This window comes from Acinetobacter sp. YH12049 (assembly GCF_013419875.1).
In the GTDB taxonomy this organism is placed as follows: Bacteria; Pseudomonadota; Gammaproteobacteria; order Pseudomonadales; family Moraxellaceae; genus Acinetobacter; species Acinetobacter amyesii.
This window is the reverse complement of sequence record NZ_VOZH01000001.1, coordinates 46,801-60,505: the sequence shown is the minus strand read 5'-3', so window position 1 is coordinate 60,505 and position 13,705 is coordinate 46,801. Positions and strand designations below refer to the sequence as shown.

Annotated in this window: 14 protein-coding genes; 13 read left to right on the top strand and 1 reads right to left on the bottom strand. The window is 42.5% G+C overall.

The features are described from left to right. Positions 1–138 precede the first annotated feature (138 nt). A complete protein-coding gene (locus FTU05_RS00265; protein WP_180163876.1) occupies positions 139–2,931 on the top strand; it encodes a nitrate reductase in 2,793 nt (930 codons plus the stop codon). After that, a complete protein-coding gene (locus FTU05_RS00260) occupies positions 2,931–3,554 on the top strand; it encodes a molybdenum cofactor guanylyltransferase (protein WP_373685244.1) in 624 nt (207 codons plus the stop codon). The genes FTU05_RS00265 and FTU05_RS00260 overlap by 1 nt, the downstream gene beginning before the upstream one ends. On the opposite strand, the gene FTU05_RS00255 is transcribed toward FTU05_RS00260, so the two are convergent. After that, a complete protein-coding gene (locus FTU05_RS00255; protein WP_180106090.1) occupies positions 3,505–3,879 on the bottom strand; it encodes a hypothetical protein in 375 nt (124 codons plus the stop codon). The genes FTU05_RS00260 and FTU05_RS00255 overlap by 50 nt on opposite strands. Positions 3,880–3,890: 11 nt before the next feature. On the opposite strand from FTU05_RS00255, the gene moaA reads away from it, so the two are divergent. From moaA to FTU05_RS00200, 11 genes are all read left to right on the top strand, one after another. Continuing rightward, entirely contained in the window at positions 3,891–4,928 is a 1,038-nt protein-coding gene (moaA, locus tag FTU05_RS00250; RefSeq protein ID WP_180106089.1) for a GTP 3',8-cyclase MoaA, read from the top strand. A gap of 2 nt (positions 4,929–4,930) precedes the next feature. Continuing rightward, the gene (locus FTU05_RS00245; RefSeq protein WP_180021849.1) at positions 4,931–5,182 is read left to right on the top strand and encodes a MoaD/ThiS family protein; all 252 of its coding nucleotides are present in this window, start codon (positions 4,931–4,933) and stop codon (positions 5,180–5,182) included. Positions 5,183–5,184: 2 nt separating this feature from the next. Further along, on the top strand, positions 5,185–5,748 hold the full coding sequence (locus FTU05_RS00240; protein ID WP_180004420.1) for a molybdenum cofactor biosynthesis protein MoaE: 564 nt from the start codon (positions 5,185–5,187) through the stop codon (positions 5,746–5,748). Positions 5,749–5,808: 60 nt separating this feature from the next. Beyond that, positions 5,809–6,732 carry a bifunctional molybdenum cofactor biosynthesis protein MoaC/MoaB gene (moaCB, locus tag FTU05_RS00235; RefSeq protein WP_180054741.1) on the top strand — a complete coding sequence of 308 codons (924 nt, stop codon included), beginning with the start codon at positions 5,809–5,811 and terminating at the stop codon, positions 6,730–6,732. Then, positions 6,729–7,979: a molybdopterin molybdotransferase MoeA gene (locus tag FTU05_RS00230; protein WP_180082471.1), complete on the top strand. Its 1,251-nt coding sequence runs from the start codon at positions 6,729–6,731 to the stop codon at positions 7,977–7,979. Before moaCB ends, FTU05_RS00230 begins: the two co-directional genes overlap by 4 nt. A gap of 9 nt (positions 7,980–7,988) precedes the next feature. After that, complete coding sequence (gene modA / locus FTU05_RS00225; RefSeq protein WP_180163874.1) at positions 7,989–8,750, top strand: molybdate ABC transporter substrate-binding protein; 762 nt, start codon at positions 7,989–7,991, stop codon at positions 8,748–8,750. Between the two features lie 3 nt (positions 8,751–8,753). Continuing rightward, positions 8,754–9,452 carry a molybdate ABC transporter permease subunit gene (modB, locus tag FTU05_RS00220; protein WP_180114681.1) on the top strand — a complete coding sequence of 233 codons (699 nt, stop codon included), beginning with the start codon at positions 8,754–8,756 and terminating at the stop codon, positions 9,450–9,452. After that, positions 9,439–10,077 (top strand): ATP-binding cassette domain-containing protein, encoded by a 639-nt coding sequence (locus FTU05_RS00215; RefSeq protein WP_180163873.1) that lies wholly within the window; start codon positions 9,439–9,441, stop codon positions 10,075–10,077. Before modB ends, FTU05_RS00215 begins: the two co-directional genes overlap by 14 nt. Positions 10,078–10,290: 213 nt before the next feature. Then, positions 10,291–11,694 carry an amino acid permease gene (locus tag FTU05_RS00210; protein ID WP_180106084.1) on the top strand — a complete coding sequence of 468 codons (1,404 nt, stop codon included), beginning with the start codon at positions 10,291–10,293 and terminating at the stop codon, positions 11,692–11,694. 198 nt (positions 11,695–11,892) lie between these two features. Then, positions 11,893–12,324, top strand: coding sequence for a cation efflux protein, CzcI-like (locus FTU05_RS00205; RefSeq protein WP_218953175.1), 432 nt, complete (start codon positions 11,893–11,895; stop codon positions 12,322–12,324). Between the two features lie 47 nt (positions 12,325–12,371). Then, on the top strand, positions 12,372–13,694 hold the full coding sequence (locus tag FTU05_RS00200) for a TolC family protein (protein WP_180163871.1): 1,323 nt from the start codon (positions 12,372–12,374) through the stop codon (positions 13,692–13,694). The last annotated feature ends 11 nt before the right edge of the window (positions 13,695–13,705 follow it).

Sequence of the window (13,705 nt, the reverse complement as noted above, 5' to 3'; positions counted from 1 at the left end):
GACAATGGTTTTGCCTACTTTTCCCGAAAGAAAAGTAGGTCGAACCGAATGTTGACCTTTAAATATAAACGTAAATGAAAAGACACCGATTCGAGCGTGTTAAGTGTTTAAAAAAGTTTGGAAAAGGAGCCAGCAGAAGTGAATAGCATCCCGATAGTGGAACTGCATAGCTCCACAGAAAATAAAATTAAAATAACGCAAACCACTTGTCCATATTGCGGTGTCGGCTGCGGCGTGAGCGCAACAGTTGAACAGACAGCTTTAGGGCAAAAAGTGAGCGTGACTGGCGATGCGAACCATCCATCAAACTATGGCAAGCTGTGCATTAAAGGCAGTAACTTAGCCGATACGATTGGATTAGAAACACGTGTTTTACAGCCGATGCTTGGGCGTCAAACATCACCATTTCATACTCGTCAGGCTACTGATTGGAACACAGCAACAGCACTGATTGCCGAAAAATTTCAGCAATGTATAGATCTTTACGGACGTGAAAGCATCGCTTTTTATGTGTCGGGCCAACTGCTGACGGAGGATTACTATGCCGTTAACAAATTTGTCAAAGGCTATTTAGGTACTGCAAATATTGACACCAATTCACGGCTTTGCATGTCATCGGCTGTGGCGGCACATAAGCGTGCATTTGGTGAAGATCTTGTACCAGCAAGCTATGAAGACTTTGAACACACTGACATGGTTGTTTTGGTGGGTTCTAATACTGCTTGGTGCCATCCAGTGCTGTATCAGCGCATAATGAAAGCCAAAGAAGAACGTGATTTATTTGTTGTCGTGATAGATCCGCGTTTTACCAGTACATGTGAAGCTGCAGATTTGCACTTGCCAATTTTACCTGGCCAAGACGTTGCATTGTTTAACGGCTTACTTCAGTACTTAGTTAAAAATAATTATAGCGATCTTGAATTTATAGCGAGTCATACACAAGGTTTAGCTCAGGCTTTGCAACAAAGTGAATCAGAAGCATCTATTGAAGCTGTTGCAGAACGCACAGGTATTTTATTAGAAAAATTAAATATTTTCTTTGAAAAATTTGCCAAAACAGAAAAGGTCATGAGCCTATTTTCTATGGGCGTCAATCAGTCTTCACGTGGTGTGGACAAAGCCAATAGCATTATCAATTGTCATTTGCTGACTGGAAAAATTGGCAAATTAGGCGCAGCGCCATTTTCCATGACAGGACAGCCGAACGCGATGGGTGGCCGTGAAGTTGGTGGCTTAGCCAATATGCTGGCGGCACATTTAGACCTCGATAACAGAGCGCATCAGGCATTAGTACAAGAGTTTTGGCAAAGTCCTCATATTGCCAACAAGGCTGGGTTAAAAGCAGTCGATTTATTTCAAGCTGTCGAAAGCGGAAAAATTAAAGCCATTTGGATTGTGGCGACAAATCCTGTCGTTAGCTTGCCAGATGCGGATCAAGTCAAACGTGCACTTGAACAATGTGAGTTTGTAGTGGTGTCAGATATCTGCAAGGACACTGACACAACGGTATATGCAGATGTGCTTTTACCAGCTTTAGGCTGGGGTGAAAAAGACGGAACCGTTACCAACTCTGAACGCCGTATTTCACGTCAAACTGCATTTTTAGATGCTCCGGGTGAAGCTAAAGCAGACTGGTGGGCGATAGCGCAAATTGCGAAAAAAATGGGGTTTTCAGGTTTTGACTTTAAAAATAGTCATGAGATATTTATAGAACATGCAAAATTATCTGCGTATAAAAATGTACCCTTAGCGCAAAGAGCTTCGGCAGAGCATTTTCGTTATTTTAATCTTCAAGGCCTAACTGAATTAAGTTTAGAAGATTATAACCAATTTGCGCCAACCCAATGGCCTGTATGGCAAGCTGATCAAGCCGATGATGCTGTTAGCCGTTTGTTTGCCCAAGGCCAATTCAGCCATGCGGATGCCAAAGCTAAATTTGTGGCGACAGCCGCAATTAACCCTGTGCATCAGGTCTGTGGCGAATATCCTTTAATTTTAAACACAGGCCGTATTCGTGACCAATGGCATACTATGAGCCGTACAGGTTTGTCGGCAAACTTAAGTACGCATCGTGCAGAGCCGTATTGTGAAATTCATCCGCAAGATGCCTTGAAGTTTGGTGTCAAAGATGGCGAATTGGTTGAAGTTAAATCCAATTGGGGACTGTGCATCTTACGTGCACAAGTCAGCAGCAATATACGCCGTGGACAAGTTTTTGCGCCAATTCATTGGAATGATCAGGTAGCGTCCGATGCGAGAATTGGTAAAGTGGTTAACCCTGTGGTTGATGCGCTTTCAGGCGAACCTGAGTTTAAACACACACCTGTATTTGTGCAGCCGTTTTATACACAGTGGCAAGGCGTGCTGTACGTGCGTCAGGGCTTTGAACACATTGTGCAATCTACCATTCAAAATACGATTTGGTGGACTAAAGTCACCACAGCAAAAGCTACTCGCTATGAACTTGCAAACCGTCAAAAATTCAGCACTACAGCGCAGCAGCTGAAAAACTTGCTGCCATTTACTGACGAATCATTTGAATGGCTGAATTTAGAGGATCAAACGGCACATTTAAGCCATTCTGTGGTTCTGCAAGACGGTCATCTGATTGCAAGCTTGTATATTGCGCCTAGAGCATTGCTGCCTGATCGTGATTGGATTGCAGGCATGTTTAAGCGTGAACGGCTGAGCGCAATGCACCGCAAAGCGCTGCTGGCAGGTCAGCCAATGAATATGACCAACAGTGCAGGTCCGCTGGTGTGCAGCTGCTTTAAAGTCGGCAAAAATACCATTATCGAAACCATTAAAGAAAAGAATATTAGCCATGAAAAACAAGTCACAGCATGTTTAAAAGCCGGCGGTAATTGCGGTTCGTGCTTAGCAGAAATACGGGGTTTGATTAAAGCCTGTCAGACGGAGTACGCAGAATGATGAAGAAAATCACCAAATCAGTAGGCTATCCAGAAACAGACTTAGTCATTTTGGCGGGCGGTCAGTCCCGCAGAATGAACGGAATGAATAAAGTGCTGCAAAAATTTGATAATGAAATTCAGCTGATTAAGATCCATCAGCAGTTGAAATCACGGGTTGAAAATGTCTGGATCAACAGCCATCGTGACCATTCAATCTATGAATGCATGATTCCTTCAATAAAATTGTATAAAGATGATGAAGCAGGTTTTTTAGGTCCGTTGATGGGCATTAAAAGCGCGTGGTCACATGTACAGTCTGATTATGTTTTGTTTGTCCCGTGCGATGTGACCTATATCCCGAAGAAAGTGCTTTCTAGATTGCATCAGGCCATGCAGCGGCATCCCATGTGTGAAGTGGCTGTTGTGGAAATTAATGGTAAAGTACTGTATCCATTTTGCTTGCTGAAACGAAGCAGTCTCGCAACATTGCAGGCGCATCTTGATCAAAAACAGCGCAGTTTAAAAGGCTGTTTTGCCGAAATGCACATGCAAATTGCACGTTTTCAGAACCATGCACTCTTTTTTCACAGTATTAATTCTTTGGATGAGCTGCAGCAGTACCGTCAGCTGAATTTTCTCTAAAAGCTGTACCTTTTGCTGAGCTTTCATTTGAATTGATGAATTTGATGTACTGTTTTGAGTCAATAAAAAAGATCGTTGCTAATTTATTTAGCGATAAAGCTACCTGCTTTTGTCCTACTGATCGGTGTCTTAACGTCAATTTGTGTTTTTGATGTTGATCAAATGAACATAAATTATTGATATTGTTGATTAAAACATAAGAACTAAAGAACCTGTAAAAATATTCAAAAAAGCGCAAAGTTGGAACACTTCTTGCAATTTTTACTGCAAGAAAAGAGGGCGCAAAATTTGTACTGTGCAAAGTCAGGGCAAATGACAACGCCATGGAAGATAAACATGAACAGCATGACACAATTACAGCCAGTGACCATTTTTAAGGATCAGTTTGGCCGTGAAAAACGCAAATTGCGCATTTCAGTGACAGACCGCTGTAATTTTAAATGTGTCTATTGTATGCCTGAACATCCTGAATGGATGAAAAAACATAATCTTCTTAGTTTTGAATCCCTTTACAATTTTTGTGAGTTTATGGTGCTGCGCGGGATTGATCAAATCCGGATCACCGGCGGTGAACCTCTTATGCGTCAAGGCGTTGTACATTTTATTGAACAGCTGCAGCAGCTCAGAAAGCTAGGCCTTAAACGTATTTCCATGACCACCAATGCGCATTATCTGAAGCAATATGCACAGGCCCTAAAACAAGCTGGCCTAGATGGCATAAATATCAGCTTGGACAGTTTGGATGAAGCGCAATTTTTCCAGCTGACACAAAAACAATTACAGCCTGTATTAGACGGGATTGAAGCTGCTCAGCAAGCGGGCTTTGAAATAAAAATCAATGCTGTGTTAATGAAAGGTCTAAATGAACAGCAAATCATTCCATTAACAAAATGGGCGCTGCAACAAGGTTTCGAACTGCGGTTTATCGAGTTTATGCCGCTGGATGGTGATCAAAACTGGTCTAAAGCTGCGGTCGTTACCGAACAAGACATACTGGATAAACTCAAGACTGTTTTTGACGTGCAAACATTGCACGGTCAAGGTGCGTCACCAGCCAGATCTTACTTAATCAACGGCTTGCCTATAGGTATTATTTCAACCATCAGCAATTCTTTTTGCGGCAGCTGCGACCGTCTAAGACTGAATGCGCAAGGCGAGTTTTTTAACTGCCTGTTTGCCCGAAAAGGTTTAAATCTCAGTCATGAAATTCAGCAGCTGAAAAGCAGTAAAACAACAGAGTTAATGCCGCTCGATGCAATGGCTTTGCAGCAAAAATTAGGCAGTTATATTTGGCAGAAGGAGCAAGGCTTTCATGCCATAACAGCTCAATCCAGTCCATCTAGAAAAATCAGCATGCATATGATTGGAGGCTAATGATGAGTCAGATCACCATCAAAATAGAATCTTTTGGCGCTATTGAACGCCTGCTGCCAGCGAATTTAAGTCTGACTTGCTTGGCACAGCAATCAATTGCAGAGGTTTTACAGCAAGTTACAGATCAATTTCCGGAGTCATTCAGCATGCTTGAACGCTGCGCCTGTGCCATTGGGGAAGATATTGTACCAAGACAAACCGCATTGGTGCAGGACAGCACCGTTGTGCTGCTGTCACCTGTAGCGGGAGGCTGAATATGGAGCTCAAGCATATTTCACGCATACAAGATACGGTATTCAGCCAAGCTGATTTTGACAGCATTGAGGCATTTCCTGAATGCGGCGGTATCGGAGTATTTATTGGCGCGGTTCGTAATCACCATGAAGGCAAAGCGGTAAAAGCCCTGAAATATACAGCTTATGCGCCTGTGGCTGAGAAAATGATCCGACAAATTGAACAGGAAATTCAAGCCAAATACGACGTGTCATATGTACGGGTTGTGCATCGTATTGGCAGTTTAGATATTGGTGATACTGCAATTATTGCTATGGCTTATGCACCGCACCGCCGTGAAGCTTTTGCAGCCTGCGAAGAAGCGGTTGAACGTGTAAAGCATGAAGTGCCTGTTTGGAAAGAAGAGTTTTATATGGATGGCAGCAGTCAATATGTAGAGGGCTGCTGTATTCGTAAGGATCACGCGCCTGAAGTGGCAGATCACGAAACGAAGCATGCTCATGTTCATAGCGAGTCATGCGAACATTCACATCAAAATAGCCAGACCATGCATTTGAACGCCAATATTTACCAATGGCATTTATAAAACCCAAAATTCAATATTTTCAATATTACAGCTGAAAATGAACAAAATAAGGATAAAGCAATGAAAAATGTGGGCATGAAAGCGGAAAGTTACCGTACAGCCATTGCAACTGGAATACTGCATGCACCGCCACATTGCATTGAACTGCTGCGTAATGGCAATACAGAAAAAGGCGATGCGCTGAAAACTGCACGTATTGCGGGTATTTTAGGGGCTAAACGTACCGATGAACTGATTCCGCTCTGTCATCCGCTGCCAATCTACCGTGCAGATGTTGAATATGAATTGTTTGAGGCGCATGTTGAAATTAGCGCAGTGGTTGAAACCATTGGCCCAACGGGTGTGGAAATGGAAGCTTTAACTGCTGTCAGCCTTGCGGGTTTAACGCTGTATGACATGCTTAAACCGCACTGTGAACCAGAGAATTTGTGCCTAGATCAGGTAAAACTGCAAAAGAAAAAAGGCGGTAAATCACATTTTACTCGTGTGCTTAAAGAAAGCTTATCGGCATCAATTATTGTGCTTTCAGATACAGTTGCAGCTGGTAAAAAACCGGATACCGCTGGGCAAAATGTCCTCGAAATATTGGAAGAAGCAAACTTCAGCAATATCAGCTATCAAGTGATACCAGACAGTCCTGAACAACTGCTTGCCTTGATTGAGCAGCAAAAAAATCAATACCCGCTGATATTGACGGTTGGCGGTACGGGTTTAGGGCCAAAAGATTTAACTGTAGAAACGATACAGCCGCTGTTAAAACGTGAAATTCCGGGTTTGATGGAGGCTTCACGCAGTTTTGGTCAAAAACGCACGCCTTATGCTGCGCTTAGCCGTGGTGTTGCGGGCTATATAGATAACAGCCTTGTCATTACATTGCCGGGCAGCAGACAAGGCGCAAAAGAATCACTTATTGCCATTTTACCTGCCTTGGTACATCTATTTGATGTGCAGAAGAATATTCCGCATGCAGGAGGCTATCAATGAACCAAGCTGTATTGCATACAGGCTGCGGTGCTGAGGCTGGACTGATTTCAGTTGACGAGGCTCTTGCGCTGATTCAGACACATACGCAAAGTTTGGCGCATGAAACTTTGGAACTTCAACACGCTTTAGGCCGTTATTTGGCGGCAGATGTGCATTCACAAATTCAGCTGCCCTTATTTGCTCAAAGCGCTGTAGACGGCTATGCCATTTGCGCGGCGGGTGAAATTAAAGCAGGTACGCAATTTGAGCTCATTGGAGAAATCCGCGCAGGGCAAACGGCTGAAACTATTTTAAAAGCAGGCCAAGCTGTCCGTATATTTACTGGCGCGCCGATTCCTGAAGGCACGACTACAGTAGCACGGCAAGAAATTGTGAAAGCGGATGCACAGCAAATTGAATTGACTTCAGTTTTAAATAAGCATGCGGATATTCGTGATGCAGGTGAGGAATTCTCAGAGGGTCAAATATTGGCAAGAAAAGGCCAAAAACTTTCTGTGGGCGCAATTGCAGCACTGAGTATGGCAGGTATTTCTCATTGTGAGGTCTACGCTTACCCTAAAGTTGCGGTGGTCATTACAGGTGATGAAGTTGCACAAAATATAGAAGATTATCGTGCAGGTAAAATATTTGATGCCAATGCGCCGCTGATTTTAGTATGGTTTCAGTCGCAGCACGTCCAAGTTGAAGTGATTCATATTGCAGATGAAAAACAGGCGGTTTTAGATTTATTCAACCGTTTAAAAGACAGCTTTGATTTAATTTTAACGACTGGCGGCGTATCTGTCGGTGATTATGATTTTGTTCGGCCGGCAGCCTTGGACATCGGTTTTCAGCAAATTTTCTGGAAAGTGAAACAAAAACCCGGCAAACCGATGCTGTTTGCACAATATCGACGTCCTGACAGCAGTTCCTGTTATTTACTCGGACTGCCGGGCAACCCCGCTGCAGTCTATGTCGGCATGCAAATTTATACAGATAGATTATTGAAAGCCCTACAAGGTCAAACACCTGCGCTGGACTGGTTCAGCGCAGTCATGACACATGACCTAAAAGCAGATGCACGTGAGCGGTTTTTAAGAATGTCGGCGCACTTTGATAAGCAAGGCAAGCTTCAACTAACCAGCCTGTCTAAACAGCAGTCGCATATGTTGAGCAATTTAATGCAAGCCAATTGCATTGTTCGGATTCCTGCAGGGCAGTCTGTGCAAGCAGGACAAATTCTTCAAGGCGTATTTATTCAGCATTAGGAGTTTGCTATGCGATTCAAATTTATTTTAGCAGTAGGACTGAGCTTCATTGCTGGCGTATCTCAGGCGGAAATAGTCAAAATTTATGCTGCAGCCAGTTTAAGCAATGCTATCAGCGATATTGCAAAGCAATATCAGGCACAGAATCCAGACATCAAAATTGTACCGGTATTTGGCGCGTCATCTGCTTTAGCCAAACAGATTGAAGCCGGTGCGCCAAGTGATTTGTATTTTTCAGCAGATGTGGACTGGATGAATTATTTGGTGCAAAAACAGAAAATACCTGCAAAGCAAGTATTCAACATGCTAAGCAATGATTTGGTGCTGATTACGCCTAAAGCGGTGAATATGCAATTTAAAGCCGTGCCGCAGTTTAATTTTGCCAAGGCATTCAAAGGTCACTTATGTACAGGGCAAATGGAGTCTGTACCTGCTGGAAAATATGCCAAACAAAGCCTAACCAAGTTGGGCTGGCTATCAAGTTTGAATGGAAGGATTGTCGGGACAGATGATGTACGATCGGCTTTGGCTTTTGTCGAACGAGGTGAGTGCCAAGCGGGGATTGTTTATCGTACCGATGCGATGATCAGTTCTAAAGTTAAAATAGCCGGGATTTTTCCAAACCATACCCATCAACCCATCATTTACCCATTGGCTTTAACACAGCAAGGCGCAGCTAAACCTGAGGCCGTGAAGTTTTACCGTTATCTTAAAGACCATGCGCAAAGCAAAATGCTGTTTAAGAATTATGGCTTTGGTGTGAAGGGCTAAAGCATGCTAAGCCCTGAAGAGTGGAGCGCCTTGTATCTGTCGGCTAAGGTTGCCATTTGCGCCACTGTATTTTGCTTACCATTTGCTATAGGGCTGGCATGGGTTTTGGCGCGCTATGAGTTTCATTTAAAATTTTTGGTCGAAGCACTTTTACAAATGCCAATGGTGCTGCCGCCGGTGGTTCTAGGATATTTGCTATTGGTGCTGTTTGGTTCAAATGGCTGGATCGGCAAGATGCTAATTGAATGGGGAATTCAGCTGGTTTTTAATTGGAAAGGCGCCGTTTTAGCATCGATGATTGTGTCATTTCCGCTGATTGTGCAGCCGATCCGTTTGTCTTTTCAAATGATCAATCAACAGCTTGAGCAGGTTGCAGGCTCACTAGGCGCACATCCTTTACGGGTATTTGTCTCAATCAGCCTGCCGCTGGCTTTACCAGGGATTTTAATTGGCAGCATTTTAGGCTTTAGCCGAAGTCTAGGTGAGTTTGGCGCAACCATTACCTTTGTCGGCAATATTCCAGATGAAACCCGAACCATTCCTATCGCCATTTATTCGCTGATACAGCAGCCAAATGGTGAAGAGGCCGCAATGCGTTTAGTGATCCTTTCATTGCTGGCGGCTTTTGGCGCATTGATTGCCAATTATTATATTTTACAGCGCTATCAGCGAAAACTCGGAGCCGACCATGCTTCAGTGTGATTTTCAGTTTCAATACACCGATTTTAAGTTGCAGGCTCGGCTGCAGATGCAGGATCAGCTGCTGGGCATTATGGGGCCATCAGGTAGTGGGAAATCTACGCTGCTGAAAAATTTGGTTGGTTTGCTGCAGCCGCAGCAAGGGTTTATTTCGCTGAATCAGCGTGATGTGTTCGATACGGCGCAGAAGATTAACGTGCCGATGCATAAACGCCATATAGCGCTGATTTTTCAAAAGGCATGGCTTTTCCCGCATATGAATGTGCAGCAAAATTTACAATATGCGGAGAACTTAGACGCTCAGGAAAATGCGAAATTTAAATTTGAGCAAGTGACTAATCTGCTTGAGTTACAGCCACTGCTCAAACGGCGGGCGCATGAACTTTCTGGCGGTGAGGCGCAGCGCGTTTCCATAGGACGCGCATTGCTGTCACAGCCTGACTTACTGCTGTTAGATGAACCGCTGACAGGACTGGACCGCAGGCTGAAAGATCAAATATTGCCATTTTTAAACACGGTGAAAGAACAGTTGGCGCTGCCGATGATATATGTTACGCATCATGGCGATGAGTTAGATTATTTAAAAGCCCATATTTTGTATCTAGAAAATGGTCAAATAAGTTTTTAAATAAATATAAATTATATAAGTAATAACAGTGAATTAGATGAAAAAATGGTATTAAGCTGCATCTTAAAGTTTTGATTAGAACTATGAAAAACTCATTTTCTAGATTAAATTGTTACAAAACAAGGGAGAACACAGCGTTTTCCCTTTTTTATTCCTAATGATCTTGGAAATAATGATTTGTACGACTGACCGTGCAGACAGGGAATCTAATCGATGCATGATGATAGCTTAGCCACACATAATTCAACTGCAAAACTGGGTGCAGGGCTATCTAATCGGCATATTACAATGATCAGTATTGGTGGTGTAATTGGTGCTGGACTGTTTGTTGGATCATCTGCTGCGATTGCAAAAGCAGGGCCTGCCGCCGTTCTTGCTTATATAATTACCAGTATATTGGTTTTTTTAGTCATGCGAATGTTGGGAGAAATGGCTGTAGCTCAACCTGACACCGGCTCATTTTCAACCTATGCAAGAAAAGCCATTGGGCCTTGGGCGGGCTTTACCATCGGATGGTTATATTGGTGGTTTTGGGTTTTAGTTATTCCAATTGAAGCAATCGCTGGTGCAGAAATTCTGCATGCATGGTTTCCTTCAATATCAAGTGCTGTATTTGCGACATTCTTTATTGTGCTTCTCAGTTTAGCGAACTTTTTTAGTACTCGAAGTTTTGGTGAGTTTGAATTTTGGTTTTCTCTGATAAAAGTCTTGGCTATTGTAATTTTTATCGCCATTGGACTCACCGCAATATTTGGATTTTGGCCATTAGCACCTGAAGTGAGTGGTGTAGAAAATCTGTTTAAAAATGATGGATTTATGCCAAATGGTCTGGGTGGTGTACTTTCAGCAATATTGATTTCAGCATTTTCATTCTTTGGTGTAGAAATACTATCGATCGCTGCAGCAGAATCAAAAGATCCTGAACAAAAAATTAAACGTGCAACCAATTTAGTATTGTATCGGGTCATCTTATTTTTTGTGGTTTCAATTTTTATAACGGTTGCATTGGTTGATTGGCGTTCACCGCAATTACAACAATTAGGCACCTTCCAGTATGTCTTGGTCAGCTTAAATATCCCACAATCAAAATTGATTATTGATAGTGTGGTCTTTATTGCGGTTGCAAGTTGTATGAATGCCGCACTTTATAGTTCATCAAGGATGTTATTTTCATTGGGGACACGCAAAGAAGCACCTCAATGGGTCACATCTATTAATGCCTCTGGTGTACCTGCTATTGCTGTATTTGCATCGTCTGTAGTGGGCTTAATTTGCTGTGCAGTCAATTATTTATTTCCAGGCCAAGTATTTGGATTTTTACTGTCTACAACAGGTTCAATTGCCTTATTGGTTTATTTAGTGATTGCATTTTCACAGCTTAAATTGAGAACACAAATCGAAAAAAATGGAACTGAGGTTGCGTTTAAAATGTGGCTATTTCCATGGCTGACATGGGCAGTCATTTTGGTGATCTTAAGTGTGCTGATCTATATGTTTTTATCTCCAGCCTACAGTTATGAAACTTCATTATCTTTAGGTGTTACGACATTGGTGGTTCTCTGCGGCTTAGTTGTGACAAGAAAAGCTAAGTTGAAGAATGATTCCGAACTGAATTAAAAATAAAGGTTTCGCCGATAAAAATCGTAATCATGAACCAATGGATTGTCTTTAGCATGTGCCGTGTCAGGGGATTAAAGCGAATACGTTACGTTATATCCCTTAGGCAAGCCATTTTTAAGACAAATTCAAAGATTCACTTGACCTTCGACTAACTCCAAGCTTTATAATCGTTAAAATTTTCTTGATTGATGCAATATGCGTTCTGCGACATGGATAACAGTCTTAGTTGGATTGTTCATGTTCCAAAGCCTTTGGAACGTGGCAGCCGCTTTCTGTGTGCATGAAGAGCAAACTCAAGTTGTTCAAAGCTATCATTTTGGTCATCATCAAAATACCTTATGCGTTAGCAATGAAACGAATCCACAGCATTCGTTGCATCAAGCATCTGATGAATCCAGTAGTAAACCAGTCAAAAATATCGCTAACGATCTGCAACTTGGTGAAGATCATCAAGACCATTTGCCTTCTATGACGCATTTGATTGTACAAAATCAACAATCGATTCTTTTTATTGCACATCAGGCCTTTGAATATTCGCCAAAATTTGTTTGGAAGAATCTTTATCAAGCCCCTGATTTATTACTGCAAACACCTCCTCCTGTTTATGCCCCGCTAATGGCGGGGTAGCCTAAAACATTCCTGCCACTTTTTTTAATAAATGAGTGGGAAAAATCATGTCTTTATATTTTACGGCGTTTATACGTCTAGGCTTAGCTGTCGGTATTTCGACGGCCTTACAAAGTACGTTTGCCGAAAATGTCAGTAGTTTTGAATCTGCATTTGCCAAAGTACAAAATTACCAAGCACAAACAGATATTTGGCAACAACAACAGCAAATCTCTGATTTTAATGTGCGCCAAAGCAAGCTCTGGCAGAACCCAAGCCTATCGATTGAACAAAATGGTTTTGGTAAAAATCAAGATCAAGAGCTCAGTATCGGAATCAGCCAGCCAATGGATGTATTCGGTCAGCGTAAAATCAATCAAGCACTCGCGAGTACCTCTGCACAGCAAATACAGTTGCAACAGCAAATTTGGAATGCGCAAAGTCAGTTGATTGTGAAGTTTGCATGGTCACAGCTAGCCATCGCTCAAAATGAGCAATCGATTTACGCTACACAGCTCAAACTCAGTAAATCTAATTTAGACAGTGCACAAAAACGTTATCAAGCAGGCAGTATCGCTTTGGTGGATGTGGAGCGTGCTCAAATTGAAGCTTTGGAAATACAACGTCTATACCAACAAGCAGTTTTAAAACAGCAAACTGCGGCGCGTCAGCTTTCTAATTTATGGGGTGAAACCACGTCGAAAATCGGACTGAATAACAGCGTTACGCCTTGGCCTGAACAGAGCCAAAGTTTAGTTGAGCGTAATTTATCGGAAGGTTGGCTACAAAAATTGTATGCCTTGAATATTCAGCAGGCAAATCAGCAAATTGAACATTTAAAAGTACAGGCACGCCCAAACCCAACCCTAAATATGGGCATGTCACGTACTAAGTCTCCAACTGACGCCAATGATACGGCCTTGGTGCTTGGTGTGGATATTCCGCTAAATATTTTTAACCGCCAGCAATATGCCATCCCAATGACGCAAAAACAGCAAATTTTATTAAATCATCAGCAACAGCGCGAGTTAAAACAGCAAGTTTTAGATATTGCAAACAGTATTCACCAGCTTAAAGGTCTGCGTACTCAGTTTGATGCCACAGGCAGTCAGATTGGCTTGGCTGAAAAGGTTCAAAACCGCACTTTGCAAGGTTTTCAGGCAGGGAAATTTGCCATTACAGACGTACAACAAACCACAAAACAACTCCAAGACCTTCGACTTAGCCAAATGCAAATTTTGGCGCAGGCTTGGCAGAGCGCACTCAGTGCTGAAGCCCTAAGTATTGGCACTAGTTATGAAGAAATCAGCCGTTCAGATGCTTATAGCCAACTAAATAAAAAAGCCATTGAAGCATCCCAAACCCTCATCAACAGCGCATCAGCACAATAAGGCAGTTAATC

What these genes read in the sequence shown, in the direction of transcription:
- FTU05_RS00260 (WP_373685244.1), top strand. Translation starts at nt 2,931, where the DNA reads ATGAAGAAAATCACCAAATCAGTAGGCTATCCAGAAACAGACTTAGTC.
- FTU05_RS00255 (WP_180106090.1), bottom strand. Translation starts at nt 3,879, where the DNA reads ATGGCGTTGTCATTTGCCCTGACTTTGCACAGTACAAATTTTGCGCCC.
- moaA (WP_180106089.1), top strand. Translation starts at nt 3,891, where the DNA reads ATGAACAGCATGACACAATTACAGCCAGTGACCATTTTTAAGGATCAG.
- FTU05_RS00245 (WP_180021849.1), top strand. Translation starts at nt 4,931, where the DNA reads ATGAGTCAGATCACCATCAAAATAGAATCTTTTGGCGCTATTGAACGC.
- FTU05_RS00240 (WP_180004420.1), top strand. Translation starts at nt 5,185, where the DNA reads ATGGAGCTCAAGCATATTTCACGCATACAAGATACGGTATTCAGCCAA.
- moaCB (WP_180054741.1), top strand. Translation starts at nt 5,809, where the DNA reads ATGAAAAATGTGGGCATGAAAGCGGAAAGTTACCGTACAGCCATTGCA.
- FTU05_RS00230 (WP_180082471.1), top strand. Translation starts at nt 6,729, where the DNA reads ATGAACCAAGCTGTATTGCATACAGGCTGCGGTGCTGAGGCTGGACTG.
- modA (WP_180163874.1), top strand. Translation starts at nt 7,989, where the DNA reads ATGCGATTCAAATTTATTTTAGCAGTAGGACTGAGCTTCATTGCTGGC.
- modB (WP_180114681.1), top strand. Translation starts at nt 8,754, where the DNA reads ATGCTAAGCCCTGAAGAGTGGAGCGCCTTGTATCTGTCGGCTAAGGTT.
- FTU05_RS00215 (WP_180163873.1), top strand. Translation starts at nt 9,439, where the DNA reads ATGCTTCAGTGTGATTTTCAGTTTCAATACACCGATTTTAAGTTGCAG.
- FTU05_RS00210 (WP_180106084.1), top strand. Translation starts at nt 10,291, where the DNA reads ATGCATGATGATAGCTTAGCCACACATAATTCAACTGCAAAACTGGGT.
- FTU05_RS00205 (WP_218953175.1), top strand. Translation starts at nt 11,893, where the DNA reads ATGCGTTCTGCGACATGGATAACAGTCTTAGTTGGATTGTTCATGTTC.
- FTU05_RS00200 (WP_180163871.1), top strand. Translation starts at nt 12,372, where the DNA reads ATGTCTTTATATTTTACGGCGTTTATACGTCTAGGCTTAGCTGTCGGT.